The following is a 25564-nucleotide window of genomic DNA, read 5'->3' as shown; positions in this document are numbered from 1 at the left end:
ATGCCCCAAGCGACCTCCACCGTCACCATCGCCGACCTCGCCACCCCCGCAGACGCCGACGCCTTCCGCGCGCTGAACGAAGCGTGGATCACGAGGTTCTTCACGCTCGAGGACGAGGACCGTGTGTTCCTCGGCGACCCCGTCGGACGCGTCGTCGAGCGCGGCGGGGCCGTCCTGGTCGCCCGGCTCGACGACCGGGTCATCGGGTGCATCGGGGTCGTGCCCACCACCCCCGGCGTGTTCGAGCTCGTGAAGATGGCCGTCTCCCCCGACCACCAGGGCCACGGCACCGGTCGGAAGCTCATCACCGCGGCGCTCGACCGGGCCCGCGAGCTCGGCGCACGCCGCATCGACCTGGAGAGCAACGCGCAGCTCGCCAGCGCCGTGCACCTGTACGAGTCGTTCGGGTTCCGGCACCTGCGCGAGGACGAACTCATCCCGAGCCCCTACGTCCGCGCCGACGTGCACATGACCCTCGACCTGCACTGACGTTGAACCTGCACTGACGTTCGACCTGCACTGACGGCGGCCCGGTCCCGGTACGCTCGCGGCATGGCGACGTACGAGGTGCAGGCCGTCCGCGAGGCCGGCGCGTGGCAGGTGTTCATCGACGGCTTCATGGTGACCGAGGTGTCCCGGTGGCCGTCCGTCGGGTTCGTGGCCCGCGAGCTCCTCGCGATGGACCGCGACGACGATCTGCGCATCCGCGTCGTCGGCCGCAACCAGTACGTGGCCTGACCTCAGCGCTCACGGGACTACGAGGCGACCTCAGCGGGAGAAGCGACCTCCTGCGGCACGCGCGGGCGTCACATCTATCTCGAGCTCGAACGACTCAGGATCGCGCTCGTTCATCAACGCGAGCCAGTCTCGGGCCATGACCTCGATCTCGCGCTCGCGCTTCGCCTGCGTTCGGACTATGCCGTCGATCGAGATGACCCAGTACTTCCCGCCGCGTTCAGCACGTACGACGTGACGACTCACCGTCGCCTCTTCCTTGTCGCGCACACCGTGGGCATGCGCTTGTACGCACTTCCGGCACGGTCTCGATCGACGAGCCCGGCGTCGACCAGGTACCGGCGGAGTGTCGCAGGGTCGTCATGGAACGCGCTGAGCCGCGCGTTGACCGCTTGTTCGCTGAGCGTCTCCCCCTCTTCCAGCGCCTGGTCGGCCACCCACCGCAGGATCTCCATCCGATCTGACGGGCGCGCCGGATACTGCACGATCCTCCCGTCACGCAAGAACCGGCCGATGCCGTCCGGTCTGTCGGGAGCCTGGGTGCGCAGCGCGTTGGAGAAGGGATCGCTGCGCGCGACCAACACGCCGTCTTCCTCTTCGATGAGCCCGATGCGACGCAGCGCCTCCAGCGCTCGTCGGGTCCGTGCCGACTGCTGAACCGTCGGGTCCACAATCGGCGCGCGCTCAAGCACCACCTCCGAGTACACGCGTCGCATGTCGTCATTGGCAAGAGCAGCGAAGATCGGCCGCCATTCTGCCGCAGGTCTTCCGTTCACGATTATTCCTTCACTTCGATCCGCCGCCAGCCCTCGCCAGAACCGACGAGAAGAGCGATCGCCATGTACAACACTCCCGAGATGATGATCCCGTACTCCAATCCGAACGTCTGGCCTGCCCAAGCCAAACGGCGTAGACGTCCAAACCCTGTCCGCGCTCGACCGACGATGTGCGACAACAGTTCCCCAGAAGCTTTGAAATCCGACGTGTCGGTTTCGACCTCTGCCGCCGTGTCCACCGCTTCGAAGAACTGGGGGAAAGCGTCGCGAGCCTCACCCGTGAACCACAATCGCCGCATGTCAGTGACACACTCTCCAACGGCTTGACCGCTCGAGAGCGACTCGAGCATCTGGATGCATTCCGTGAACGCACGACGAATGCTCAGCTCAAGTGAGCCAGTCACTCCAGTGCCTCGAGCAGTCGCTGAGGCCTCATGCCCGTTTGACTCGTAGGCCACCTGCACCACGGGAAGGTCGAATGGGTTCACCAGAAGCTGCACGTGGAATACGCCTCGGTACCGGCGCATGGCTTCGAGGACGTCGGCGGGCACCTGCGACTCCGGAATGCCCAAGGGAGCGAAACCCGTCCGTGAGTAGTACCAAAACGCGTCTCGCTCGACCAACTCGAGCAAAGCCTGGAGGGTGGCATCCTGACGCGTCGCGCCACACGCCGCGCCGTTGGTGCTACCCGTCGATATCGTCGACGCTCCTGGCGGCGGCATGTACGGGCAGAAGACGAGGTTCGCTGGGAACCACTTCGTAGCTCCCGAAACCAGGTCCTCGCTTCTGACCCATTCGATGGAGAGGTCAGGTCGGTACCGCTGCACCCCATCGGTGTCATCGATTGCTGGGAAGCCGAACACAACCTACGGATCCACTGCCTCCGACCCGAGCTGCTCGCGCGTGGCCACGAGCGAGCGGTCTCGGAACGGCCGCGCAGTGAAGTAGCGTTCAAGCCCTTCCCCAAGACAACTCGCAACGCTCTGCTCCAGCGAGGGACCCTTCCCCGGCGACCTCATGCCGTGCCGGATCGTCCGACATGAGGATTGGGCCGTTCACCAGCGAGCAAGCCAACGCGGTTTCAACTGCGACCGGATTTCCGATTGCTGAAGCAAACCCGATCGCAGCCCGATTGCGGCCGACGAACTCGTCGGGAGATGTATTTCGAAACCCCGCGGTCGACTCGCCGACCGGACGATCGCTTGAGATCGTGCCGGAAGCGCTCCAGAACGCGACACGGTCGATCTGTCGGTCGATCCCGCCACACACTGAGCAGAAGGGCACGGGCAGCATCACCGACCAGTTCTGCGGGTCGTACGCTTCGGTAAGAGCAACCGCGACGCCGTATTCGCGGTACATGAGCGCCACGACCTCCCGAGCAAAATCAGCGTCGAAAGTTTCAGCCGCGAGACCGTGGTAGAAGTAATCGATCCCGCGGACTCGGGATCGCAAGCACTCGGGGCATCCGGTCGACCAGTCTTTCTCGATCAAACCGATCGTCGCGAAGCCCGCCTTCGGCACGCCCGCTCGCGCTCAATTTCCAGATTTACTGCGAGGGCCCGTAGCTGTTCTTCGCCTGCCGACCAACGAACGTGTTGTTGGTCCTGGGCGCCAAAATGGTCGTTTTCATCAGACTCTCCTTCTCGGTTCACCACGCGGGCGCATCCCTCGTGGGCCAGCGCCGGCAACAGAGACATTCGTTCGCTGAAGCATGCGTGACTTCGATCAGCCTGGAACGTAGTACCCAACATGTCAACCGTTGGTGTGCGATATTCACAAACTCAGGTATGGGTGTTCCGCTCCTGGGTTACGGTCAGTAGGCAGCTGGTGTTCCGCTCGTCGTCGGCGTGAGGAGGTCCTCGCCGAAGCGCCGACGTTCCCAGCCACCACGGTGGCGACGGAGTCCTTGCCACCGAACGTCGCGACTACCAAACGACTCCTGCACCCCCGCGGCCTGGTCGTCGTCGTCGATCAGGACGAGCCGCCGCTGCCCTTCGCCGACGGCGCCTTCGCCCTCGTGACGAGCCGAGACCCAGCTGCGATTTACTGGGACAAGATCGTCCGGGTCCTCGCTCCCGGTGGCACGTACTCCGCGCAGCACGTCGGACCCGCGAGCGTCTTCGAGCTGATCGAGTTCTTCCTCGGCCCGAAGCCCCCCCCCCCCCGAGCGGCGCGGAGGGCACCACGACGACGAGGCCGACGCAGCACGCGCCGCCGGACTCGGGGTCGTCCAACTGCGGACCGCGCGGACCCTGATCGAGATCCACGACGTCGCCGCGGTGGACTACCTGCTCCGCAAGGTGCTCTGATGTGAGCCGGACTTCACCGTCGAGCGGAACCGCGACTGTCTGCTGGACCTGCACGAGCTGATCCAGCAGGACGGACCGTTCCTAGCGCACTCGACGCGCCACCTCATCGAAGCGCCCCGACCGGCCTGAGCCGACGCGGGCCTCCGGGCCGCGTCACCGGCACGCGCCGGTCAGGCGACGTGCCAGACCAGCCCCTCCTGCGCACTCGACGGGTACGCCGAGGCGATCCGGAACACGGCCTCGCGCAGGGTCTCCGGTGAGCACGCCAGGTTGAGGCGGACGAACCCGCGTCCCTCGGACCCGAAGCCGAGCCCGGAGTTCAGTGCGACGTAGGCGTTCTCACGCAGCGGCACGGCCGGGTCGTCGCCGAGGCCGATCCCCCGGAAGTCGAGCCACGCCAGGTACCCAGCTCGGGGCCGCGTGTAGACCACACCGGGCAGGTGCTCGGCGAGGAGCTTCGCGAGCAGCCGGTCGTTGGCCACGATCCGGGCGACCACGTCGTCGAGCCAGTCCGTCGCGAGCGTGAACGCCGCCAGGTTCGCGTGCAGCCCGAGGATGCTCGTGCGGCAGGCGACCTCCTCCCACAGGGTGTCGAGGAGCGCGGCGGTCCGGGGATCGCCGGCGACGATGACCGAGCACTTCACCCCGGCGAGGTTCCACCCCTTGCTGGCGCTGGTCACGCACACGCTCCGGGCCCCGAGCGGTTCGGCGACGGCGGCGAACGGGGTGAACTGCACGCCGGGGTGGGTCAGGGGCGCGTGGATCTCGTCGCTGATGACGAGGACGTCGTACTTCGCGGCCAGTTCTGCGATCGCGACGAGGTCGGCCCGGTCGTGCACGAGCCCCACGGGGTTGTGCGGGTTGCAGAGCAGGAAGACGCCGACCCCGCCGGCGAACGCCCGCTCGAGCCCCTCGAGGTCGAGCCGGTACTGCCCCCACTGCTCGAGCAGCGGGACCTCGACCACCTGACATCGGGCCTCGTCGACGAGCTCGAAGAACGGCGGGTACACCGGCGGGGTGATCGCGACGCGGCCGCCGTCGGGCAGTGCAAGCCGGAGCGACTCGACGATCCCCACGCTGACGTCGGTGGCCAGGTGGATGCGTGACGGGTCGATCTGCCAGCCCCAGCGGTCCAGCGCGAACTGCGCGAACGCCGGCGCGAGCGGCCCGGGGCCGTCGAGGTACCCGAGGTCGGACTGCGAGACCCGTTCGATCAGGGCCTGCCGGATCTCCGGCGCGACGTCGTGGTCCATCTCGGCGACGAACAGGGGCAGCACGTCGGGCGCGTACCGCGTCCACTTGATGCTCGTCCGGACCCCGCGGAGCGTGCCGACCGGGTCCTGCTCGTCGCTCGCCATGCGTCCCAGCATGCCCCCGCCTGGAGGCTCGGCGCGAGTCCCGACGTCATCCCACGTCGTCTTCGGGCGGGCTCGCGGCCGGGGGCCGCCCCGTCGGCCTACTGTCGGCAGCATGAGCACGAGCACCGCCGACAAGGCCGTCACCCTCAAGCAGCTGCACGAGGCCCCCGAGATCCTCCGCGTCGTGAACGTGTGGGACGCGATCACCGCCAAGGTCGTCAGCGACCTGCCCGGCACGAAGGCGATCGCCACCGCCGGGCACTCGATCGCCGCGTCCTACGGGTACGAGGACGGCGGCATGCCCCTCGACCTCGCCCTGTCCGGGGCAGCGATCGTCGCCGCCGCCACCGACCTGCCGGTCACCGCGGACCTGGACGACGGCTACGAGGACCCCGCCGAGACGATCCGCCGCGCCATCGGTTCCGGCATCGTGGGCGCCAACGTCGAGGACCGGCTGCGTCCCTTCGACGAGGCGGTCGCCCGCGTCGCCGCGATCACCGCTGCCGCGCAGGCCGAGGGCGTCGACTTCCAGCTGAACGCCCGCACCGACGCGATCGTGCGCGGCGGCGAGCGCCCGATCGACGAGAGCATCGAGGACGCCATCGCCCGCGGCAAGGCGTTCCTGGACAACGGCGCCGCCCTGGTCTTCGTGCCCGGCGCGATCGAGCGCTCCGTGGTCGAGCGGCTCGTCGCCGGTCTCGGCCGCGGCAAGCTGTCGGTGATCGGTCTGCCCGGCGCCCTGCCCGCCGCCGAGTACGAGGCGCTCGGCGTCGCCCGCATCTCGTACGGCCCGCTCACACAGCGGGTCGCGCTGCGCGCGCTCCGTGACCTGGCGACCGACCTGTACGCCGACGGCGTCGTGCCGGAGGACACCCCGACCCTGAACTGAACCAGGAGACGGACGGGAGGCGCGGCACCAGCTGGTGCCGCGCCTCCCGTCTGCTTGTGGTCAGGCCCTTTGAAACGTATGCCTGTTCAAGGGACGCGAACCAGTCCGGCGCGGCTCGTCCCTGCCACTACTGTCGTGCCATGTCGGTCGACGTCGCAGCCCTGCTCACCCCGCCCTCCCCCGTCGCTGCGCGCGCACTGGACGTCGTGCGGGCCTGGTCATCGCCGGCGCTGGTCAACCACTGCCTGCGCTCGTGGGTCTGGGCGGTCCTGCTCGCTCCGACGGTCGACCTCGAGCCGGACCCCGAGCTGCTCTTCGTCGCGACGATGCTCCACGACCTCGGCGTCACCCCGTCGTTCGACGCGCACCAGGTGCCCTTCGAGGAGGCCGGCGGCGCCGTCGGCTCCGTCTTCGCGATCGGTGCCGGCTGGGACGCCACGCGTGCTCGTCGCGTCGGGGAGATCATCGAACGGCACATGTGGACCTCCGTCGACCCGGCGCTCGACGCCGAGGGGCACCTGCTCGAGGTCGCGACCTCGCTCGACGTCTCCGGTGTCGGCTTCGACCGGTGGTCGACGGCGGACCTGCGTGCGGTGGCTGCGGCACTGCCCCGTCTGGACTTCTCCGCCTCGTTCGACGGGCTGATCCACGCGCAGGCTGACCGGAAGCCGGCCTCCGCCGCCGCGCGGATCGCCGCTTCGAGCAACGTCGCCGCGGGCGGGGACCGTTGGGAGACGTTCCTGGCATCCTGACGCTCGGTTCGGTCGCACGCTGGACTTCTCGACAGGGTGCGCGTATAGTCTCTGGTTGGTGCACTGCAGCGAACCCATCTGACTCGCGCACACCAACCTCTCGACACCGACTCACCCGAGTCGCATTCCACTCGAGACACCGCTCGATCCGATCGGACGAGCTGCACGTTGAAACGCGACGTGCGCGCCCCGCACTCGATGCGTCGCGCCGGACTGAGACGTCCGCCGACACCGAGTCGCCCTGGGGCCGAATGACCAGGAAGTACAGCACCATGACCAGCAACGAACGAATCACCGTGTTCGGGACCGCTCTTGCGGCCCCGACGATCACCCCCGACCGCATCGCCGAGTTCCCGGTGCGTGACGACCGCTCGCAGCGCGAGTACCTCGTCCGCATCGCGGCCGACGACCTGGGGACCTTCATCACCCGGGGCACCCGTCTCGACGCCGTCGGCGAGGCCGGCTGGACCGTGCCGGGCCGCTCCTGGGCGGGCGAGGCCAGCCGCACCCTGCTGCAGGCCCAGTCCGTGCAGGCGGGCGAGATGGCCCTCGCGGCCTAGGCTCAAACACCACCAACGACGAAGCGCCGCCGGGTTTCCCGGCGGCGCTTCGTCGTTGGTGCGGCGGCGTGGCTCGCTCGGCACTCCGGTGCGAGGTTCCGTGAATCGTGCGAGGCAGCGGTCGTCGCACCGTTCACGGAACCTCGCACCGTTCGTGGCGTCGCGTCAGTTCAGGCGCTCGAACACCATGGTGGCCTGCACCCGGTCGCCGCCGCCGAAGCCCGTGCTGCCGGACGAAGCCGTCGTGATCGTGTGCAGCCGGTACCCGAGGGCCGCCTGGGCGTTGATCGCCTTCTCGAGCTCCGTGAGGTTGCCCGAACCCGTGCCGAAGAACTTCTCCTTGAGCACCACCTGCAGCACGACGTAGCTCATGCCGTTCTGCGCCGGACGCGGCTGGCCGCCCGAAGCGGCTTCGGCCTGGATCCGGCCGATCACCCCGCCGACGCCCGACATCGGGGGAGCCTGAGCTTGCACCTGCTCCGTCCACGCGGAACCGTCCCACCACCGCATGGCGCCGGAGCCGTCGTCGTACCACCCTGCCTGCGCGTTCGTCATGCGCTCAACCTGGCGCACAGCGCTGGAAGATCAGTTGTTGAAGCGGAACTCCACCACGTCGCCGTCCTGCATGACGTAGTCCTTGCCCTCGATCCGGGCCTTGCCGGCAGCGCGGGCCTCGGCGATGGAGCCGGTGGCGACCAGGTCCTCGAACGAGATGACCTCGGCCTTGATGAAGCCCTTCTCGAAGTCGGTGTGGATGACGCCGGCAGCCTGGGGAGCCTTCCACCCCTTGCCGATCGTCCACGCACGGGCTTCCTTCGGGCCGGCCGTCAGGTAGGTCTGCAGCCCGAGGGTGTCGAACCCGATGCGGGCGAGCTGGTCGAGGCCCGACTCGGTCTGACCGGTCGACTCGAGCAGCTCGGCGGCGTCCTCGGGGTCGAGGTCGATGAGCTCGGACTCGACCTGGGCGTCGAGGAACACGGCCTGCGCGGGGGCGACGAGCGCGGCCAGTTCGGCCTTGCGGGACTCGTCGGTCAGGATCGCCTCGTCGACGTTGAACACGAAGATGAAGGGCTTGGCGGACAGGAGCCCGAGCTCGGAGATCGGCGACAGGTCGATCTTGGTCGCGGACAGCAGCGTCCCCTGCTCGAGCGCGGCACGGGCCTCGCGAGCGGTCTCGAGCACGACCGGCTCGGTCTGCTTGAGCTTCACCATCTTCTCGTACCGCGGGAGCGCCTTGTCGATGGTCTCCATGTCGGCGAGGATCAACTCGGTGTTGATGACCTCGAGGTCGTCCTTCGGGGAGACCTTGTTCGCGACGTGCACGACGTCGGCGTCCGTGAAGCCACGGACGACCTGCGCGATGGCGTCGGCTTCGCGGATGTTCGCGAGGAACTTGTTGCCGAGCCCCTCGCCCTCGCTCGCACCCTTGACGATGCCCGCGATGTCGACGAACGACACCGGCGCCGGCACGGTCTTCTCCGAGTGGAAGAGCTCCGCGAGCTTGTCGAGCCGCGAATCCGGGAGGTTCACCACCCCGACGTTCGGCTCGATGGTCGCGAAGGGGTAGTTCGCGGCGAGGACCTGGTTCTTGGTCAGGGCGTTGAACAGGGTCGACTTGCCGACGTTCGGGAGACCGACGATTCCGATGGTGAGAGCCACGGGAGCACAGCCTACCGGCGGCGGCCTGCCGGAGCCGACCCGGGCCTCCAGGCTGCCGTCATCGCCCCGCACGCAAGGCCGCGATGCGGCGCTCCACGACGTCGAAGACGTCGGCCTGCGACCGTTGCGACCGCCGCCAGTCCCCCGGCACATGCAGCGAGTGATCGGCTCCCGCCACCGTCTGGAGGCGCGCAGCGGTTCCCGACGCCCGTTCCGGCCGCCACAGCGGGTCGTCGCCACCCCCGATCGCGTCGTGCGCGTCGGTCGCCGCGGGGAGCGCTGCCGCGACGTCGTCGTGGGTGAGGACCGGCGTCAGCCAGACGCCGGGCACCTCGTGGCGGATCGCCCACGGCAGCGCGAAGCAACCGAACGACTTCGCGACGACGAGGTCGGGCAGCTGGCCCCCCAGCTCGGCCGCGACGGCGGCCCCGACGAACCCCACCGGATCGGCGCCGGCAGTGTCGTCGACCTGCCACCCGGGCGCGATGACCTCGCACCCGGCCACGACGGCGATTTCCCGCGACCACCAGAGCAGCGGCGCCTGCTGACCGTAGCCGGAGCCGGCGAGCAGCAGCACTCGCGGACGTCCGTCGACCTCGTTCCCCATCGGACAACCGTACGGCCGCAACGCCGAACGGGCTTCCGGCGATGTCGGCACCCCGTGCGACGATCGGGACCGTGCCGTTGAACTTCACCGCGATCGACTTCGAGACCGCCAACAGCTCGCCCGCCAGCGCCTGCTCCGTCGGGCTCGTGAAGGTCCGCGCCGGCCGGGTCGTCGATCGGGCGTCGTGGTTCATCCGCCCGCCGCTCGGGCACGACGCCTTCCTCGAGTGGAACACCCGGATCCACGGCATCGTCGCCGAGGACGTCACGCACGCGAAGACCTGGGAACAGCAGTACCCCGACCTGGTGGCCTTCGCCGAGGGTGACGTGCTGGTGGCGCACAACGCCCGGTTCGACATGGGCGTCATCGCCGGCGGCTGCTCCGCGACGGGCATCGACCTGGCCGAGCACCACTCGCTGTGCTCACTGGCGGTCGCCCGCAAGACCTACACGCTCGACTCGTACCGGCTGCCGGTCGCCGCGATGGCCGCAGGGTTCGAGGGGTTCCAGCACCACGACGCCGCCGCCGACGCCGAGGCCTGCGCTGCGATCGTCGTGCACGCCGCCGGGCACCACGGCGTCGAGACCGTCGAGGCACTCGGCGCGGTCACCCGGGTGACGATCGCCCCGGTGCACGCTCGTGCCGAGAAGCCGAAGGCCGCGAACCAGCCGCGGCTGTCGAACCGGCCGATGGTGTTCGCCGACTGAGCCAACACCCGTCGGGTAGGGCCGGGGCTGCACATTCCCGGTGGTATTGTCACGACAATGCTGTCGGCACCGACGCCGGCATCCCGCACGTGTGAAGGACCGCGATGACCAACGAAGGCCAGCTGCCGTCCGACCTGTTCATGGACCTGGACCGGTCGGGTCCCATGCCCCTCTACTTCCAGGTCGCCTCGCGCATCGAGGAGTCGATCCGCTCCGGCGCGATGCCACCCGGCGCCCGGCTCGAGAACGAGATCGCCCTCGGTGAGCGTCTGGGCCTGTCGCGCCCGACGATCCGCCGTGCGATCCAGGACCTCGTCGACAAGGGCCTGCTCGTGCGCCGTCGCGGCATCGGGACGCAGGTCGTGCACGGGCCGGTGACGCGCAAGGTCGAGCTGACGAGCCTGTACGACGACCTGGCGCAGGGCGCACAGGCCCCCGCGACCAAGCTCCTCGAGCGCAACGACGTCCCGGCGCCGGCCGATGTCGCGGCGGCGCTCAGCCTCGAGCCCGGCACGGTCGTCGCGCACATCCGCCGCGTGCGGTTCGCTGAGGACGTCCCGATGGCGATCCTCGAGAACTACCTGCCGCCGGAGTTCCTCGACCTGACCGACGACGATCTGCAGGCGCACGGGCTGTACCAGCTGCTCCGGGGCCGAGGGGTCACGATGCGGGTGGCCAAGCAGCGGATCGGTGCGCGCGCGGTGACCGACGAAGAGGCCGGCCTGCTCGAGATCGAGGACGGCGACCCGGTGCTGACGATGAGCCGAACCGCGTACGACGCCTCGGGTCGCGCGGTCGAGTACGGCGTGCACTGCTACCGCCCCGACCGGTACTCGTTCGAGGTCACGCTCGTCGACAAGTAGGCCGACCGGTCACGTTCTGTCACCCGGGGCGGCTCGGGGTCGCTCGGGTCGCTCGGGGTCGCTCCCGGAGGGGTCACAACTTGCCGTCGTGGGTGCGCCGAGTGGTCACGAAGTGCCGCTCTGACGCCCGGCAACCGACAGATTGCGCCTACTCGGCGGAACTGAGCGGGGTGTTGTGACCGGCCAGCCGGCCGGCAGCGCGTCACCCCAGCGCAGGCACGCCGAGCTCGCCCGTCACGTACTGGGCGCGCCCGAAGCCGAACGACCAGTCCTGCGGCCCGTTCTCCACGTAGCCGATGAAGACGTCCTCGGACGCGACCCCGATCGCCGCGAGGGCATCGTGGATCGCCCGGTACAGCGCCGCCTTCGCCTCGTCGGTCCGCCCGCGCTGCGTGAACACCTGGATGACGATGACCCCCTCGGTGCGCTCGAACCCGAGCCCCGCGTCCTCGGCGATGATCTGCTGCGCCGGGTGCTCGGTGATGACCTGGAACCGGTCGCGCACGGGGATCCCGTACACGTCGACGATGGCCTGGTGGATGGCGTCGGCGATGCCACGGACGGCCTCCGGCGTGCGGCCGGTGGCGAGGTCGATACGGACGAGCGGCATGGGTGCCTCCTGGTTGCTCGGACTTTGTCCTTACATACTAACAAGAAGGCGCCCGGTCGTGTCTAGATCCTCGGCGTCGGCTCCCCGTACGTGAGCGGACCGTCCACACGCGCGACCTCGTGCCAGGCACCGTCGACCAGGGACGCCTCGGCCGCCTCGACGATGGATGCGGCAGCCAGGCCGTCGGCGACCGAGGGCGCGAGCTGCTCCCCGCGCCGCACACTGGCGATGAACTGCGCCGCCTCGATGGTCTTCAGGTCGTCGTACCCCATGGCCGTCCCGGCCCCGGGCTGGAACCGCGCGAACTCGCCGTCGCCCGCAGCGACGTAGTGCGTCGCGTACCCGTCGATTTCCTGCCCGTCCAGGTACACCTCGAGCTCGTTCAGGCGCTGGAAGTCCCACCGGACGGACCCGCGGGTGCCGTAGATCTCGAGCGTGTACTCCGCGTGCGGCCCGCGCATCACCCGACTCGAGTCCATCGTGCCGACCGCACCGTCCTCGAACCTGAACAGCAGCGCGGCGTAGTCCTCGTTCTCGACGGCACCCAGTTCGCCCGTCGCCGCCGCACTGCGGTCGACGATGCCGGTACCCGGCCGGGGTCGCGACTCGATGAACGTCTCGGCGAGCGCACTGACCGAGGCGATCCGCCCGACCACGTACTGCGCCAGGTCGAGTCCGTGCGACAGCAGGTCGCCGAGCACACCCGATCCGGCACGCTCACGCTCGAAGCGCCAGGTCAGCGGGGCCGCCGGGTCCGACGAGTAGTCGGCGAGCAACGACCCGCGCACATTCGTGATCCGGCCGAGTCGCCCGCTGCGGACCAGTTCACGAGCGCGCTCGATCGCCGGGGCGTGCCGGTAGTTGAAGCCGACGCTCGTGATGACCCCGGCGCGCTGCACGGCCTGGTGGATGGAGCGGGAGTCGCTGGCGTACCGACCCATCGGCTTCTCGATCCAGAAGGGCTTGCCCGCCTCGGCCGCGGCGACGGCCATCTCGCGGTGCAGGAAGTTCGGGGAACAGATCGACACGACGTCGACCGACGGGTCGGCGAGGACCTCGCGGTAGTCGGCGACGGCACGCTCGTAGCCGAGTCGCGTCACCGCCTGGTCGCGCGCGGCCTCGATCGGGTCGGCCGCGACGACGAGCCGCGGCTGGACGCCGAGCTCCGGGAAGTGATCAGGCAGTGCGCGGTAGGCACGCGAGTGCAGCCGCCCCATCCAGCCGACCGAGATGAGACCGACACCGATGCTGTCCATGGAGAACTCCTTCGTTCAGGTGGGCGCATTGGAGCGCGCCAACGAGCCTAACCGATGCGGCTCCCTTTGTCAGCACATGACCCACCGCATGGAGGCCCGGTGCCGGTCTCGGGGACCGGCACCGGGCCTCCAGGCTGGTGCGTCAGCGCGCGGGGCGCGACCCGTGGTTCCGACCGCGGATCGGACCGCGGCTCAGACCGCGGGGACCATGATGTCGCGGACCAGCGCGTCGAGCTTGGCGTCCGCGTCCAGGAACTGCCGCAGCGTCGTCACGGTCGCACCGAAGCGGTCGAACTCGTCGATCGTCATGCCGTCCACGTCGTAGCCGCGGGCGAACTCCGGCGTCGCGGCCCGCAGCGCCTCGATCACGTGCACGGGGACCTCGTCGTCGATGGCGTGCGGACGGAAGGGGAACGCGTTGTCGTTGATGTCCTTCGTCCACTGGAACGGCGGCGACACCACCAGGTCACCGCCCTGGAACTCCGACCACTGCAGTGCGTTGCGGAACGCGGCGACCAGCACGCGCGAACGGAACCCGCGCTCCTGGAAGACGCGGTAGGCGTTCTTCACCGCGGCGACACCGGCCCACTCGAGGATGCCAGGGTCGACCATCACGTGGTCGCGCTTCACGACGGTCTTCAGCCAGTCGTCGAAGCGCCCGGCCATCAGGGTGACGACGTGCCCGAACTCCTGCTCGGGCTTGCCCTCGGCAGCACGGCGGTCGAGTGCCCGCTCGATGGCCTCGCCCACGGCGACGACCTGCGGCACCGTGAACGACACCGTCGCGTTGATCGAGACACCGCGGTAGGCGGCCTCCTCGATCGCGGCGATGCCGACCTTCGTGGCGGGGATCTTCACGATGATGTTCGGTGCGAGCTGCGAGAACCGGACGGCCTGCTCGACGAGCGCGTCGGCGTCGCGGTGGAACCGGGGGTCGGTCTGCATGGACAGTCGACCGTTCCGGCCGCCGGACGCCTCGAACGCGGGCAGCAGCTGCGCCGCGGCGGCGATGGAGAGCTCCTCGACGGCCTTCCAGCCGATCCAGGACTCCCCCGCCGTCGGGTACTCGGCGGCGATCTCGCGGATGCGCGGCACCCAGGTGTCCGGGTCCTGCTGGATGCAGGTGTACGCGATCACCGGGTTGCAAGTTGCCCCGACGGCGCCGTACTCGTGGATGGCGGTCGACAGCTCGCGCGGATCGGCGGAGTCGTTCCACAGGGCGGTCGGGGTCTGCTCCGCGGCCTGCAGGGTGACGGGACGGGTGTCGGCGTCCGTGGACGCCGGAGTCTCGAGGGTGGTGCTCATCGGTGGAGTCCCTTCGTGATCGTGTCGAGCTGGAACCGCGACACCGCGTCGGCGTTCTCGTCCTCGGCGAAGACGCTGGAGACTGCGACGGTGTCCTCGCGTGCCGAGAAACCGACCCGGTCGAGCGCCGCCCAGAACGCGTCGAAGTCGACATCGGCCTGGCCGATCGGCAGGTGCTGGTGCACGCGGACCGGATTGCCGGGCGGGTTGGTGATGTAGCGGAGGCCGTGCGAGCGACGGTGGTCGTACGCGTCGGCGACGTGGACGAGCTGCAGCGAGTCACCGGCGGCGTCGATGATCTCGTCCATGTTCCCGCCGTAGTGGAACGTGTGGCAGGCGACGTAGACGAACCCGATGTGCTTCGAGTTCAGGCCGCGGATGACCCGGAGCGCCTCGAGCCCGTCCTCGACGAAGTCGTCGGGGTGGGGATCGATGAGCACCCGGATGTCCGCGCCCTCGATGATCGGCAGCAGTTCCTCCATCGACCGGTAGAACCGGTCCTCGGATTCCTCGGCGCGTTCGGGGCGGCCGGAGAACTCCGTGTTGATGGTGTCCACGCCGAGGCGCTTCGTGATCTCGATGACCCGCTTCCACTTCCGCACCGCGGCTTCGCGCGCATCCGCGTCCGGCCCCGACCAGCGGAGGACGGGCAGGACGCTCGCGACCTGGACCCCGGCGTCACGGCAGGCCGCGGCGAACGCGTCGACCAGGTCGTCGTCGGCCTTGGGGTGCCGGTAGAAGGGGATGAAGTCCTTGTGGGGCGTCAGCTGCAGGTACTCGTAGCCGAGGTCCGCCACCTTGCGCGGGAACTCGAGCAGTGACAGGTCGTGGTGGAACGGGGTCGGGTCGAGGGCGATCTTCGGCATCGATCAGGCCCCGGCGAGCGCGGCGGCAGCACCCGCTGCTGCGTCGGACGTCACGTCGTAGAACGCCGGCTTCGTGACCGCGTACTCGACGGTCTCGTGCGCACCGGACTGCTGCGCACGGACGGCGACCTCGGCGACGACGGACGCGGTGTAGCCGTCCCAGGCGCTCGGGCCGTCGATGCCGCCGAGCCGCGCTGCGTCGACCCAGCGCTGCACCTCTTCGTCGTAGGCCGCACCGAAGCGCTCCTTGAACGACGGGGTCACACCCTGCGAGGTCGCACCGGCGGCGGCGAGGGACAGCGAGGTGTCGCGGCCGATGTACGCGACACCGGACTCGAACACGGCGTCGGTGGTCACCTGGTAACCGAACTGGGCGTTCACGTTGATCTCGACGATCGCCATGGTGCCGGACTCGGTGGTGAACAGGACGAACTGCGGCTCGGGCAGGTCCGCCGGCGCGAGGGAGTTCTTGCGCGGCTTCTTCACCTCGACGCTGGTGATGGGTTCGCCGGTCAGGAACGGGATGATGTCGATCTCGTGGATCACCGAGTCGTGGATGAGCATCGACTCGCTGAAGTTCGGCGGGGTCGTCGGGTTGCGGTGCGCGTGGTGCAGGGCGAGCAGGGCGCCGTTGGCCCCGGACTCGCGCAGGGCCTTGAGTTCCTGGTAGCCCCTGTCGAAGCGGCGCATGAAGCCGACCTGGATCACCGGGCGGGCGGCGTGCTGCTGCTCGAGCTCGACGATGCGCAGGGAGTCCTCGGCGCTGGTCGTGAGCGGCTTCTCGCACAGCACGGTGAGCCCGCGCTCGAGGGCCGTGACCAGGATCGGCTCGTGCAGGAAGCCGGGCGTCGCGATGATGACGCCGTCGATCTCCGTCTGCTCGAGCGCTTCGTCGAAGGACGCGGCGGTGATCGCGCCCGGTGCCAGGGCGGCGGCCGCGGCGGCACGGGCCTGGTCCGGCTCGACGACGGCGACGACGTCGGCGTTCGAGATCTTGGCGGTGATGCGTCGGACGTGGTCGGCGCCCATCATGCCGGCGCCGACGACGGCGACGCGGAGGTTCTGCGTGGTGGTCATGGTGATGTTCTCCTGGGGTTGATGACGCTGCTGGACGGCGCGTCAGGAGGCGCGTGCGGCGGACGTGGAGCCGAAGATGTGCTGGAAGGTGCGCTCGGCGATCGGGCCGGGAGCGTCGACGGAGCAGCCGTACATGTCCTGCTCCACGATGCCGAAGATCTCCGGGTTGATCGCCGCGACCGCCTCGATGATCGGGGCGAGCTCCGGGGTGCCGTGCGGCGGCTCGGTCATGATGCCCTGCGACACGGCGGTGGCGAACGGCACGTCGTTCTTCAGCACGTCGAACAGCAGGTCGGTGTCGACCTGCTTGAGGTGCAGGTAGCCGATGCGCTCCGGGTGGGCGGCGATGAGCTTGAGGTTGTCGCCGCCGTAGTACGCGAAGTGGCCGGTGTCGAGGCAGAGGTTTGTGTACTCGGGGTTCGTCACCTCGAGGAACCGCACGGTCTCCTTGTAGGTACCGACGTGGCTGTCCGCGTGGGTGTGGAACTGCTGGTGGACGCCGAACTCCTCGAGCAGGGCCTTGCCGAGCTGGTCGTGGCCCTTGCCGAGGCGCTCCCACTGCTCGTCGGTGAGCGTGCGCGCCTCGAGCACCTCTTCCGTGGCGTCCGAGCGCCACAGGTCGGGGATCGTCACCAGGTGCTGGGCCCCGAGCTTCGCGGCCAGGCCCGCCACGGCGACGGCCTGGTCCCATGCACGCTGGAACTGGTCCTCGCCCTTGTGGAATCCCGTGAACACCGTGCCCGCCGACAGCTTGAGCCCGCGGGACTCGAGCTCGTCGGACAGCTGTGACGGGTCGGTCGGCAGGTAGCCGTACGGGCCGAGCTCGATCCACTCGTACCCGGCGGCGGACGCCTCGTCGAGGAACCGCTGCCACGGCACCTGCTTCGGGTCGTCCGGGAACCAGACGCCCCACGAGTCGGGGGCGGTGCCGATGCGGATCGAGGCGGACGCCGCGTCGGTGGCGGGGCTGCCGATGGGGGTGGCGGTGTCGGTCATGACGTCGCTGTCGCTTTCTGTCTCGTGAACGGTTCAGCCGAGCAGCGGACGCTGTGCGGCGACCTGCTGCTCGTACTCGGCGCGGGCGGCCTGGGTGCTGGGGAGGGTGGAGGTCTGCGCGACCGGCACGTCCCACCAGCCGTCACCCTCGGGGGCGTAGACCAGCGGGTCGGAGTTGATGTGCACCAGGGTCGTGTGGTCGTTCGCCTTCGCCTGACGCAGCGCGGCCTTCAGGTCCTCGATGCTGTCCGGGCCGGGCTGCACCTCGATGACGTCGACGCCGTACGAGCGGGCGTTGGCGGCGAGGTCGACGGGGAGCGGCTCCCCGTTCTCGAACGACTCGGTCTCGTCGAGGTAGCGGTACTTCGTGCCGAAGCGCTCGGAGCCGACGGTCTCGGACAGGTGCCCGATCGACGCGTACCCGTGGTTCTGGATGAGCACGACGATGATCTTGATGCCCTCGGCCACGGCGGTGACGAGCTCGGTGTGCAGCATGAGGTAGCTGCCGTCGCCGACCATCACGATGGCGTCGCGGTCCGGCGCACCCCGACGGACGCCGATGCCGCCGGCGATCTCGTAGCCCATGCACGAGAACGCGTACTCGACGTGGTACCCGAGCTCGTCGCGCACTCGCCAGAGCTTGTGCAGGTCGCCGGGCAGCGACCCCGCCGCCTGGATCACGACGTCGCGCGGGTCGGAGACCGACTGCACTGCCCCGATGATCTCCGGCTGGCCGGGCAGATCCGCGCCGGACGGCGCGAACGCGCCGTCGACCGCAGCGTCCCACGCCGCTTTCAGCGAGGCGATCTCGGACGCGTAGCCGGGCTCGACGACGTACGCAGTGTCCGAGGTGAGCGACTCGGTCAGGGCGACCAGCGCCTCCCGGGCGTCCGCGATCAGCGGCAGCTGCGAGCCGTGCTTGTAGGCGTCGAACGCGGCGACGTTGACGTTGACGAACGTGACGTCCGGGTTCTGGAACGCGGTGCGCGACGCCGTCGTGAAGTCGCTGTACCGGGTGCCGATGCCGATGACGACGTCGGCCTGGGCAGCGATCGCGTTCGCCGCCGCGGTGCCGGTCGCACCGATCCCGCCCAGGTACTGCGGGTGGTCCCAGACCAGGGAGCCGCCACCGGCCTGCGAGGTGCCGACGGGGATGCCGGTGGCCTCGACGAACGCGCGGAGCTCGTCAGCGGCGTCCGAGTAGAGCACCCCGCCGCCGGCCACGATGACCGGGCGCTTGCCGGCGCGGATCGCGGCCACCGCACGCTCGAGTGGGCCGCGCTCGGGCAGGGGGCGACGGATGTGCCACTCGCGTGGCTGCAAGAACGCGACGGGGACGTCGAACTCTTCCGCCTGGACGTCCTCGGGCAGGGCGATCGTCACGGCACCGGTCTCGGCCGGGTCGGTGAGCACCCGCATCGCCGCGAGGGCGATCGAGAACAGCTGCTCCGGCCGCTCGACGCGGTCGAAGTAGCGGGACAGCGGTCGGAAGGCGTCGGTGACCTGCAACGACGTGTCGTGCGGCAACTCGATCTGCTGGAGTACCGGGTCGGTGGTGCGCGTGGCGAAGGTGTCCGACGGCAGCAGCAGGGCCGGCAGCCGGTTCGTCGTCGCGAGCGCGGCGCCGGTCAGCATGTTCGCCGCACCTGGACCGACGGAGGCCGTCGACGCGTAGGTCGCGCGGCGGCGGTGCATCCGGGCGAAGCCGACGGCCTCGTGCACCATCGCCTGCTCGTTGCGGGCCTGGTGGTACGGCAACAGGCCGGGCTGCTCGACGTGGAGCTGCTTGATCGCCTGACCGACACCGGCGACGTTGCCGTGCCCGAAGATGCCGAAGATCCCCGGGATGGTGCGTTCGCGGACGTCGCCGTCGACGGTCCACTGGTTGGCGAGGAACTCGACGAGTGCCTGGCCGACGGTCATCCGGCGGGTCTCGCCGGCCTGGCGCGTGGTGGTGGTCACGCGTCCTCCTTCTGCTCGTGCGCATAGGGCAGTCGCGGGTCGAGCTGCTCGCTCGCCCACGCCTGCCGGACCCAGCCGTGGGCGGGGTCGTCGGTGATGTTCCAGACGCGCTCCGGGTCGGGCCCGGCCATCACGTTCAGGTAGTACATGTCGTAGCCCGGAGCGGCGACGGCCGGGCCGTGCCAGCCGTACGGCACCAGGGCGATGTCACCGGTCCGGACCTGGCGGAACTCGTCGATCGCTCGGCCGTCCGACGCGTACGTGCGGTGCAGCGCGAAGGGGTCGGCGGCCTCCGGCCCGATCTGCTCGAGGCCGCGGGACACCGCCGACTGGTAGTAGTAGATCTCCTCGAGGTTGGACTCGGAGCCGGGCACGTTCGTGTCGTGCTTGTGCGGCGGGTACGACGACCAGTTGCCGGCCGGCGTGATGACCTCGCACACGATGAACTTGACGGCGTCGAGCGCGGCCGGGGTGCCGAAGTTGTGCACCTGGCGGCTCGACTGCCCGGCGCCGCGGAGCTCCACCGGCACGTCCGGCCGGGCCACGTACGTGGTCGGCTTGACGGTGTCGGTGGGCGCCTCGGCGACGGCGAACCGACCGTTGCCGGTGATGCTGGCCGCGGAGCCGGAGCCCAGGTACAGGACGTCGGTGGGGCCGTCGAAGACGCTCCCCCGCCCCTGCAGGACCTGCTCGCCGTCACCGGCGGCGCCCGAGTAGGCCACGTGGAACGACCCGGCGAGCGGCACGACGATGCGCTCCACGGCGTCGGCCGGGAGGCGCAGCTCGCCCCCGTCGGTCAGCGCGCCCGTCCGGAGACCGGTGTGCGCCCACCCCTCGATGCGACCGTCGACCACGTCGGTCCAGCCCGCCTCGGGCCGGGAGCCCGCCGGGATGAACCACTGGTCGTGCTGGTGCTGGTGCTGTTCGTTCGCCATGCTGCGCGTCAGTTGTTCGACGGGAAGCCGAGGTTGATGCCGCCGTGCGACGGGTCGAGCCAGCGGCTCGTGATCGCCTTCTGACGGGTGAAGAAGCTCACGCCGTCGGCGCCGTACGCCTTGTGATCGCCGAACAGCGAGTTCTTCCAGCCACCGAACGAGTAGTAGGCGACGGGCACCGGGATCGGGACGTTGATGCCGATCATGCCGACCTGCACGTCACGCTGGAACCGGCGGGCGGCGCCACCGTCGTTCGTGAAGATGGCGGTGCCGTTGCCGTACGCGCCGGAGTTGATGAGCTCGAGGCCCTCTTCGTAGGTGGCGACGCGGACGACGCTCAGCACCGGGCCGAAGATCTCCTCGGTGTAGACGCGGCTGGTGGTGGGCACCTGGTCGATCAGCGTCGGGCCCAGCCAGAAGCCGTTCTCGTCGCCGTCGGGTCGGACGGTGCGGCCGTCCACCACAACCACCGCACCGTCCTGCTCTGCGACCTCGATGTACGAGGCGACCTTGTCACGGTGCTGCTTCGTGACGAGCGGCCCCATGTCGCACCCGCGACGACCGTCGCCGATGCGCAGGGTCGCCGCGCGCTCCGTGATCTTCTGGATGAGCTCGTCCGCCACCGGCTCGACGGCGACGACGACCGAGATCGCCATGCAGCGCTCACCGGCCGAGCCGAAGCCGGCGTTGATGGCGTTGTCGGCGACCAGGTCGAGGTCGGCGTCCGGCAGCACCAGCATGTGGTTCTTCGCGCCGCCGAGGGCCTGCACGCGCTTGCCGTGCTTCGTGCCGGTCTCGTAGACGTACTGCGCGATGGGCGTGGAGCCGACGAACGAGATCGACTCGACGTCGGGGCTGGTGAGCAGGCCGTCGACGGAGAGCTTGTCGCCGTTCAGCACGTTGAACACGCCGTCGGGCAGGCCGGCCTCCTTGAACTTCTCCGCCAGCCAGATGGCGGCCGACGGGTCCTTCTCGCTCGGCTTCAGCACGACGGTGTTGCCCGCGGCGATCGCGATCGGCAGGAACCAGAGCGGCACCATCGCCGGGAAGTTGAACGGGCTGATGATGCCCACGACGCCGAGCGGCTGGCGGATCGAGTAGACGTCGATGCCGGTCGAGACCTGATCGGAGAACTCGCCCTTCATCAGGCTCGGGATGTTGGTGGCGAGCTCCACGACCTCTTGCCCACGGGCGATCTCACCCAGGGCGTCGTCGATGACCTTGCCGTGCTCGCTCGTGATGATCTCGGCCAGCTCGGCCTTGTCGCGGTTCAGGATCTCGCGGAACGAGAACAGGATCGCCTGGCGCTTGGCCAGCGACAGGTTGCTCCACCCGGGGAACGCCGCCTTGGCGCTCCCGATGGCCGCCTGGATCTCGGACTCGTCGGCCAGCGCGACCTGCTTGGACACGACGCCGAGCGCCGGGTCGTACACGGGGGCGGTGTTGCCCGACGCCGATTCGACGCGCTTGCCGTCGATCCAGTGCCCGACGGTGGTGGTGGTCGTGTCGGTGAGCGTCATGCGTTGCTTCCTTCCGGGATGGACGAGTCCATGGTGGTGGCGCCCGCGCGCCGTGCGGCTGGGTCGTGGGCATCTGTGGAGAACCCGCCCCGGGCCTCCTGGCTGTGGACGAGACCGGCGGCCACGTCCACGGCGGCGGCGACGTCGCCGTCCGATGGGTAGAGCAGTGTGCGTCCCACGACCAGGCCGCGGACGCCGGGGAGGGCCAGGGCGTCAGCCCACTTCGCGTACGTCTCAAGGGGCCGCGAAGCGGGGTCGCCGCCGAGCAGCAGCGTCGGCAGCGTCGTCGCGGCCATCACGCGCTCCATGTCGTCGACGACGGGGATCTTGAGCCAGCTGTAGGCGCTGGACTCGCCGAGGCCGGCAGCGATCGCCATCGAGGTGATCACGGCGTCGGCGGACAGGTCGTTCACGACCCGGCCGTCCCGCCACTCGGACATGAACGGCTCGAGCATGATCGGCAGCTGGAGCGCCGCGGCCTCGCTGACCGCGCGGGCCGTGGCCTCGAGCGTCGGTGCGGTGCCCGAGTCCTCCAGGGCGATGCGCACCAGCAGCTTGGCGAAGTCGAGCCCGGAGTCCTTGATGGCCTGCGCCGAGTACGCCGTGTACCGGTCGTCCATCTCGAACGTGGCACCGCGCAGCCCACCGCGGTTCATCGACCCGACGACGACCTTGCCGTCGAGGGCACCGAGCAGTGCCAGGTCCTCGAGGATGTCGGGCGTGCCGAGCACTCCGTCGACCCCAGGGCGACCGAGCGCGGTGACGAGCCGCTCGAGCAGGTCGTAGCGGTCGGCCATCGCGGACTCGTCGTCGCGCACCGCCAGGGCGCCGCGTGCGGGGTGGTCGGCGGCGACGATGAAGAGCTTGCCGTCGTCGGCGAGCAGGGAGCGCTTGCGGCGGGCGTCGAGCGTGGCACGCACCAGGTCGGGCTGGCCGGCACGGATGTCGCGGAGGCGCTGGAAGTCAGCGGGGCTGAGCTCAGGCATGGGTCTTCTCCTCGGTGCTGGTCGTGCCCTCGGCTGGGTTGTCGGTCAGGAACTGCTCGATCTCGTCGCTCGTCGGCATCGCCGTCGAGCACTCGAACCGCGTCGCGACGATGGCGCCGGCGGCGTTGCAGAAGGCCAGGATCCGTTCGAGGCTCCAGCCCTGCAGCAGGCCGTGGGTGAGCGCGCCGCCGAAGCCGTCGCCCGATCCGAGCCCGTTCACGACGTCGATGTGGTGCGGCCGGAACTCGACGAACTCGTCGCGGGTCTTCGCCAGGACGCCCTTCGGCCCCTGCTTGACGATGGCGATCTCGACCCCGCGCTCGAGCAGCGCGTCGGCGGCACGGACCGGGTCGGTCTCACCGACGGCGACCTCGCACTCCTCACGGTTGCCGACGGCGACGGTGGCGTGCTCGAGAGCGACGGCGACCTCGCGCGTCGCGGCCTCGGGGCTCGACCAGAACATCGACCGGTAGTCCAGGTCGAGCACGGTGTGCATCCCTCGGGCAAGCGTCGCTTCGCTCCGCGCCCTCAATGCCACGTGGTGCGCCTGTCGGCTCGGCTCTTCGCTCAGGCCGGTCACCGTGGTCCAGAAGATCTTCGCCCGCTCGATCTCGTGCAACGGCAGGGACTTCGCCGTGATCATCAGGTCCGGCGCCTTCGGGGCCCGGTAGAAGTAGAGCGGGAAGTCGTCCGGCGGGAAGATCTCGCAGAAGGCGACGGACGTGTTCAGGCCCTCGACCGTCTCGACGAAGGCGTTCGCGACGCCGAACTCCGGCAGGGTGCGGGCGATGTAGCGGCCGAACGGGTCGTTGCCCGTCCGGGTGATCACCGCGGCGTCGGCTCCGTGCCGGGCAGCTGCGATCGCGACGTTCGTGGCACTGCCGCCGACGGACTTCGAGAAGGTCGAGACGTCCTCGAGCGGGCCGGTCTGCTGCGGGTAGATGTCGACGCTGACGCGTCCCATCGTGATCACGTCGTAGGCGTGGGGAGCTTGGTTCGTCATGCGACGCGGTGGACCTTCCGTGCGGCTTCATCGGCGGACGATCACGACTGTACACCCTGTTTGCCCTAATGTCATGACATGGGTTTCGGGGGTTCTCCCGCTGGTCCCGTGGGTCGCGTCGGAGTGCCGGGAGGCGCGGTGTCGGTGGGTCCTGCCAAGGTCACGACATGCAGATCCTCGCCCTGGTCATCGGTCTCGTGATCGGTATCGCCGTCGGTGCGGTCGTCGCCTGGTCGCTCGCCCGCTCGCGCGCCGGCATCGACGCCGCCTCGTCCCGTGCGACGGCCGAGGCGCTCCGCGGACAGCTCGACGCAGTCCGGCACGACGCCGAGGAACGGCTCGACGCGCAGGACACGCAGTACCGCCGCCAGGTCGACTCGCTCGAACGGCGGTCCGCCGAACTCGAACACCTGGTGCAGCGCATGCACGGCGTGGATGCCGCGCGGAACCAGAACGAGTCGAAGGTGCTGTCGGCCCTCAGCCCGGTGGCGCAGACCCTCGACGTGATGCGCACGAAGATCGCCGAGCTCGAGCAGGCCCGGAGCGAGCAGTACGGCGCGCTGTCGGCCCAGCTGCGATCGGCCGCCGAGTCCGAGGAACGCCTTCGGGCCACCGCCGACACCCTGGCGAGCGCCCTGTCGTCGAACAGCACGCGCGGGGTCTGGGGCGAGACCCAGCTGCGCAACGTGGTCGAGGCAGCGGGCTTGCTCGAGCGGGTCGACTTCGACGTGCAGTCCTCCGTCACCACCGCCGTCGGGACCGCGCGCCCGGACATGGTGGTGCACCTGCCCGGTGGCAAGACCATCGCCGTCGACGCCAAGGTGCCCTTCAGCGCCTACCTGCAGGCCGCCGAGATCCCGGCGTCGGCCACCGGCGCCGAGGCAGCTCGACGTGACCAGCTCATCGCGCAGCACGTCAAGGCGCTCCGGGCGCACGTCGACGCCCTGGCCGCACGGGAGTACTGGACCGGGTACGACGCCTCCCCCGAGCTCACCGTCGCCTTCATCCCGTCCGAGTCACTCATCTCGAGCGCCCTGGCCGCCGATCCCGGTCTGCTCGACCACGCCTTCCGCAAGCGCATCGCGCTCGCCTCACCTGTGACCCTTTGGTCGGTGCTCAAGACCGTGGCGTTCTCGTGGCAGCAGGACGTCGTCTCGCAAGAGGCGCACGAGCTCTTCAAGGTCTCCCGCGAGCTCTACGGCCGGCTGTCGACCATGGCGGGACACGTCGACAAGCTCGGCCGCTCGATCCGCGGTTCGGTCGTCGACTACAACCGCTTCGTGGGGTCGCTCGAACGCCAGGTGCTGCCCAGTGCCCGTCGGCTGTCCCTGCTCGACGAGTCGAAGGTCATCGCCGACCCGTCATCGATCGAGGACGAACCGCGGCTGCTCACGGCGCCCGAGCTCGTCGGCGCGGTCGACGACGACTAGCGGCCTAGAACCACTTCTCCGCACGGTGGTCCGCCTGGATCCGGCGGATGGTGTTCGAGCGGGACCGCAGCACGAGCGAGTCCGTGTGGATCACACCGCGCGAGCGACGGACGCCGTCGACCAGGACACCGTCGGTGACCCCCGTCGCGACGAAGAAGGTGTTGTCGCCCGTGACCAGGTCGTCCTGGTCGAGGACCTTGTCCAGGTCGTGGCCGGCGGCGACGGCGCGCTCGCGCTCCTCGTCGTCCTTCGGCTGGAGCTTGCCGAGGAGCACCCCGCCGAGCGCCTTGATCGCGCACGCCGTGATGATGCCCTCCGGTGTGCCCCCGACACCGACGCACATGTCGATCGTCGAGCCGGGCAGGGCGGCGGCGATGCCACCGGCGACGTCGCCGTCGAGCAG

Annotated in this window: 27 protein-coding genes and 1 pseudogene; 8 read left to right on the top strand and 20 right to left on the bottom strand. The window is 69.6% G+C overall.

The window, feature by feature from the left end:
- Both ITJ56_RS10980 and ITJ56_RS10975 read left to right on the top strand, forming a co-directional pair.
- On the top strand, positions 1–489 hold the full coding sequence (locus ITJ56_RS10980; RefSeq protein ID WP_194630653.1) for a GNAT family N-acetyltransferase: 489 nt from the start codon (positions 1–3) through the stop codon (positions 487–489).
- A gap of 63 nt (positions 490–552) precedes the next feature.
- Complete coding sequence (locus ITJ56_RS10975; RefSeq protein WP_017887087.1) at positions 553–738, top strand: hypothetical protein; 186 nt, start codon at positions 553–555, stop codon at positions 736–738.
- Between the two features lie 30 nt (positions 739–768).
- Here ITJ56_RS10975 and ITJ56_RS10970 read toward each other — a convergent pair whose 3' ends face one another.
- From ITJ56_RS10970 to ITJ56_RS10945, 5 genes and pseudogenes are all read right to left on the bottom strand, one after another.
- Positions 769–1005, bottom strand: coding sequence for a hypothetical protein (locus ITJ56_RS10970; protein ID WP_194630652.1), 237 nt, complete (start codon positions 1003–1005; stop codon positions 769–771).
- Entirely contained in the window at positions 978–1511 is a 534-nt protein-coding gene (locus ITJ56_RS10965; RefSeq protein WP_194630651.1) for a DUF2087 domain-containing protein, read from the bottom strand. The genes ITJ56_RS10970 and ITJ56_RS10965 overlap by 28 nt, the downstream gene beginning before the upstream one ends.
- 2 nt (positions 1512–1513) lie before the next feature.
- Positions 1514–2530 (bottom strand): annotated as a pseudogene (locus tag ITJ56_RS10960) (YcaO-like family protein).
- The gene (locus ITJ56_RS10950) at positions 2463–3032 is read right to left on the bottom strand and encodes a hypothetical protein (RefSeq protein ID WP_194630773.1); all 570 of its coding nucleotides are present in this window, start codon (positions 3030–3032) and stop codon (positions 2463–2465) included. Before ITJ56_RS10950 ends, ITJ56_RS10960 begins: the two are co-directional and overlap by 68 nt.
- A gap of 958 nt (positions 3033–3990) precedes the next feature.
- Entirely contained in the window at positions 3991–5178 is a 1188-nt protein-coding gene (locus tag ITJ56_RS10945) for a MalY/PatB family protein (protein WP_228517585.1), read from the bottom strand.
- A gap of 112 nt (positions 5179–5290) precedes the next feature.
- Between ITJ56_RS10945 and ITJ56_RS10940 the strand changes: the two genes are divergently transcribed.
- The 3 genes from ITJ56_RS10940 to ITJ56_RS10930 all read left to right on the top strand — a co-directional run bounded on the left by ITJ56_RS10940 (position 5291) and on the right by ITJ56_RS10930 (position 7379).
- Positions 5291–6067 carry an isocitrate lyase/PEP mutase family protein gene (locus ITJ56_RS10940; RefSeq protein WP_138802715.1) on the top strand — a complete coding sequence of 259 codons (777 nt, stop codon included), beginning with the start codon at positions 5291–5293 and terminating at the stop codon, positions 6065–6067.
- Between the two features lie 140 nt (positions 6068–6207).
- The gene (locus tag ITJ56_RS10935) at positions 6208–6819 is read left to right on the top strand and encodes an HD domain-containing protein (RefSeq protein WP_194630647.1); all 612 of its coding nucleotides are present in this window, start codon (positions 6208–6210) and stop codon (positions 6817–6819) included.
- Between the two features lie 272 nt (positions 6820–7091).
- The gene (locus ITJ56_RS10930; RefSeq protein ID WP_194630646.1) at positions 7092–7379 is read left to right on the top strand and encodes a hypothetical protein; all 288 of its coding nucleotides are present in this window, start codon (positions 7092–7094) and stop codon (positions 7377–7379) included.
- 165 nt (positions 7380–7544) lie between these two features.
- Here ITJ56_RS10930 and ITJ56_RS10925 read toward each other — a convergent pair whose 3' ends face one another.
- From ITJ56_RS10925 to ITJ56_RS10915, 3 genes are read right to left on the bottom strand one after another with little or no spacing between them, the layout of a single operon-like run.
- Complete coding sequence (locus ITJ56_RS10925; RefSeq protein ID WP_194630645.1) at positions 7545–7934, bottom strand: DUF2510 domain-containing protein; 390 nt, start codon at positions 7932–7934, stop codon at positions 7545–7547.
- Positions 7935–7964: 30 nt separating this feature from the next.
- Complete coding sequence (gene ychF / locus ITJ56_RS10920) at positions 7965–9038, bottom strand: redox-regulated ATPase YchF (protein WP_194630644.1); 1074 nt, start codon at positions 9036–9038, stop codon at positions 7965–7967.
- Positions 9039–9096: 58 nt separating this feature from the next.
- Positions 9097–9645 (bottom strand): hypothetical protein, encoded by a 549-nt coding sequence (locus tag ITJ56_RS10915; protein WP_194630643.1) that lies wholly within the window; start codon positions 9643–9645, stop codon positions 9097–9099.
- A gap of 71 nt (positions 9646–9716) precedes the next feature.
- Here ITJ56_RS10915 and ITJ56_RS10910 point away from each other — a divergent pair, with 71 nt between their 5' ends.
- Both ITJ56_RS10910 and ITJ56_RS10905 read left to right on the top strand, forming a co-directional pair.
- Positions 9717–10352 (top strand): exonuclease domain-containing protein, encoded by a 636-nt coding sequence (locus tag ITJ56_RS10910; protein WP_323749785.1) that lies wholly within the window; start codon positions 9717–9719, stop codon positions 10350–10352.
- Between the two features lie 104 nt (positions 10353–10456).
- Positions 10457–11215, top strand: a complete 759-nt coding sequence (locus tag ITJ56_RS10905; protein ID WP_194630641.1) for a GntR family transcriptional regulator — start codon at positions 10457–10459, stop codon at positions 11213–11215.
- Positions 11216–11417: 202 nt separating this feature from the next.
- On the opposite strand, the gene ITJ56_RS10900 is transcribed toward ITJ56_RS10905, so the two are convergent.
- From ITJ56_RS10900 to iolC, 11 genes are all read right to left on the bottom strand, one after another.
- Positions 11418–11825 (bottom strand): tautomerase family protein, encoded by a 408-nt coding sequence (locus ITJ56_RS10900; protein WP_071405737.1) that lies wholly within the window; start codon positions 11823–11825, stop codon positions 11418–11420.
- Positions 11826–11887: 62 nt separating this feature from the next.
- Positions 11888–13081: a Gfo/Idh/MocA family protein gene (locus ITJ56_RS10895; protein ID WP_194630640.1), complete on the bottom strand. Its 1194-nt coding sequence runs from the start codon at positions 13079–13081 to the stop codon at positions 11888–11890.
- Positions 13082–13273: 192 nt separating this feature from the next.
- A complete protein-coding gene (locus tag ITJ56_RS10890; protein WP_194630639.1) occupies positions 13274–14386 on the bottom strand; it encodes a transaldolase family protein in 1113 nt (370 codons plus the stop codon).
- Positions 14383–15252: a sugar phosphate isomerase/epimerase family protein gene (locus tag ITJ56_RS10885; RefSeq protein WP_194630638.1), complete on the bottom strand. Its 870-nt coding sequence runs from the start codon at positions 15250–15252 to the stop codon at positions 14383–14385. Before ITJ56_RS10885 ends, ITJ56_RS10890 begins: the two co-directional genes overlap by 4 nt.
- Before the next feature lie 3 nt (positions 15253–15255).
- Complete coding sequence (locus tag ITJ56_RS10880; RefSeq protein ID WP_194630637.1) at positions 15256–16329, bottom strand: Gfo/Idh/MocA family protein; 1074 nt, start codon at positions 16327–16329, stop codon at positions 15256–15258.
- Positions 16330–16371: 42 nt separating this feature from the next.
- Positions 16372–17325 (bottom strand): sugar phosphate isomerase/epimerase family protein, encoded by a 954-nt coding sequence (locus ITJ56_RS10875; RefSeq protein WP_194630636.1) that lies wholly within the window; start codon positions 17323–17325, stop codon positions 16372–16374.
- Positions 17326–17358: 33 nt separating this feature from the next.
- Entirely contained in the window at positions 17359–19248 is a 1890-nt protein-coding gene (gene iolD / locus ITJ56_RS10870) for a 3D-(3,5/4)-trihydroxycyclohexane-1,2-dione acylhydrolase (decyclizing) (protein ID WP_194630760.1), read from the bottom strand.
- Between the two features lie 35 nt (positions 19249–19283).
- Positions 19284–20222, bottom strand: coding sequence for a 5-deoxy-glucuronate isomerase (iolB, locus tag ITJ56_RS10865; RefSeq protein ID WP_194630635.1), 939 nt, complete (start codon positions 20220–20222; stop codon positions 19284–19286).
- An 8-nt stretch (positions 20223–20230) separates the two neighbouring features.
- A complete protein-coding gene (locus ITJ56_RS10860) occupies positions 20231–21742 on the bottom strand; it encodes a CoA-acylating methylmalonate-semialdehyde dehydrogenase (protein ID WP_194630634.1) in 1512 nt (503 codons plus the stop codon).
- Positions 21739–22728: a class I fructose-bisphosphate aldolase gene (locus ITJ56_RS10855; RefSeq protein ID WP_194630633.1), complete on the bottom strand. Its 990-nt coding sequence runs from the start codon at positions 22726–22728 to the stop codon at positions 21739–21741. Before ITJ56_RS10855 ends, ITJ56_RS10860 begins: the two co-directional genes overlap by 4 nt.
- Positions 22721–23731 carry a 5-dehydro-2-deoxygluconokinase gene (gene iolC / locus ITJ56_RS10850; RefSeq protein ID WP_194630632.1) on the bottom strand — a complete coding sequence of 337 codons (1011 nt, stop codon included), beginning with the start codon at positions 23729–23731 and terminating at the stop codon, positions 22721–22723. The genes ITJ56_RS10855 and iolC overlap by 8 nt, the downstream gene beginning before the upstream one ends.
- Before the next feature lie 167 nt (positions 23732–23898).
- Here iolC and ITJ56_RS10845 point away from each other — a divergent pair, with 167 nt between their 5' ends.
- Positions 23899–25161 carry a DNA recombination protein RmuC gene (locus tag ITJ56_RS10845; protein ID WP_194630631.1) on the top strand — a complete coding sequence of 421 codons (1263 nt, stop codon included), beginning with the start codon at positions 23899–23901 and terminating at the stop codon, positions 25159–25161.
- Between the two features lie 4 nt (positions 25162–25165).
- Here ITJ56_RS10845 and ITJ56_RS10840 read toward each other — a convergent pair.
- Positions 25166–25564, bottom strand: a 399-nt coding sequence (locus ITJ56_RS10840; RefSeq protein ID WP_194630630.1) for a fructose-bisphosphatase class II, incomplete at its 5' end; no start/stop codon positions are given.

This window comes from Curtobacterium sp. VKM Ac-1376, from assembly GCF_015351025.1.
GTDB lineage: Bacteria > Actinomycetota > Actinomycetes > Actinomycetales > Microbacteriaceae > Curtobacterium.
This window is presented reverse-complemented; position numbering and strand designations above follow the sequence as displayed.

Coding starts and splice junctions, on each gene's coding strand:
- ITJ56_RS10980 (WP_194630653.1), top strand. CDS start 1: ATGCCCCAAGCGACCTCCACCGTCACCATCGCCGACCTCGCCACCCCC.
- ITJ56_RS10975 (WP_017887087.1), top strand. CDS start 553: ATGGCGACGTACGAGGTGCAGGCCGTCCGCGAGGCCGGCGCGTGGCAG.
- ITJ56_RS10945 (WP_228517585.1), bottom strand. CDS start 5,178: ATGGCGAGCGACGAGCAGGACCCGGTCGGCACGCTCCGCGGGGTCCGG.
- ITJ56_RS10940 (WP_138802715.1), top strand. CDS start 5,291: ATGAGCACGAGCACCGCCGACAAGGCCGTCACCCTCAAGCAGCTGCAC.
- ITJ56_RS10935 (WP_194630647.1), top strand. CDS start 6,208: ATGTCGGTCGACGTCGCAGCCCTGCTCACCCCGCCCTCCCCCGTCGCT.
- ITJ56_RS10930 (WP_194630646.1), top strand. CDS start 7,092: ATGACCAGCAACGAACGAATCACCGTGTTCGGGACCGCTCTTGCGGCC.
- ITJ56_RS10925 (WP_194630645.1), bottom strand. CDS start 7,934: ATGACGAACGCGCAGGCAGGGTGGTACGACGACGGCTCCGGCGCCATG.
- ITJ56_RS10915 (WP_194630643.1), bottom strand. CDS start 9,645: ATGGGGAACGAGGTCGACGGACGTCCGCGAGTGCTGCTGCTCGCCGGC.
- ITJ56_RS10905 (WP_194630641.1), top strand. CDS start 10,457: ATGACCAACGAAGGCCAGCTGCCGTCCGACCTGTTCATGGACCTGGAC.
- ITJ56_RS10900 (WP_071405737.1), bottom strand. CDS start 11,825: ATGCCGCTCGTCCGTATCGACCTCGCCACCGGCCGCACGCCGGAGGCC.
- ITJ56_RS10895 (WP_194630640.1), bottom strand. CDS start 13,081: ATGGACAGCATCGGTGTCGGTCTCATCTCGGTCGGCTGGATGGGGCGG.
- ITJ56_RS10890 (WP_194630639.1), bottom strand. CDS start 14,386: ATGAGCACCACCCTCGAGACTCCGGCGTCCACGGACGCCGACACCCGT.
- ITJ56_RS10885 (WP_194630638.1), bottom strand. CDS start 15,252: ATGCCGAAGATCGCCCTCGACCCGACCCCGTTCCACCACGACCTGTCA.
- ITJ56_RS10880 (WP_194630637.1), bottom strand. CDS start 16,329: ATGACCACCACGCAGAACCTCCGCGTCGCCGTCGTCGGCGCCGGCATG.
- ITJ56_RS10875 (WP_194630636.1), bottom strand. CDS start 17,325: ATGACCGACACCGCCACCCCCATCGGCAGCCCCGCCACCGACGCGGCG.
- iolD (WP_194630760.1), bottom strand. CDS start 19,248: ATGACCGTCGGCCAGGCACTCGTCGAGTTCCTCGCCAACCAGTGGACC.
- iolB (WP_194630635.1), bottom strand. CDS start 20,222: ATGGCGAACGAACAGCACCAGCACCAGCACGACCAGTGGTTCATCCCG.
- ITJ56_RS10860 (WP_194630634.1), bottom strand. CDS start 21,742: ATGACGCTCACCGACACGACCACCACCACCGTCGGGCACTGGATCGAC.
- ITJ56_RS10855 (WP_194630633.1), bottom strand. CDS start 22,728: ATGCCTGAGCTCAGCCCCGCTGACTTCCAGCGCCTCCGCGACATCCGT.
- iolC (WP_194630632.1), bottom strand. CDS start 23,731: ATGACGAACCAAGCTCCCCACGCCTACGACGTGATCACGATGGGACGC.
- ITJ56_RS10845 (WP_194630631.1), top strand. CDS start 23,899: ATGCAGATCCTCGCCCTGGTCATCGGTCTCGTGATCGGTATCGCCGTC.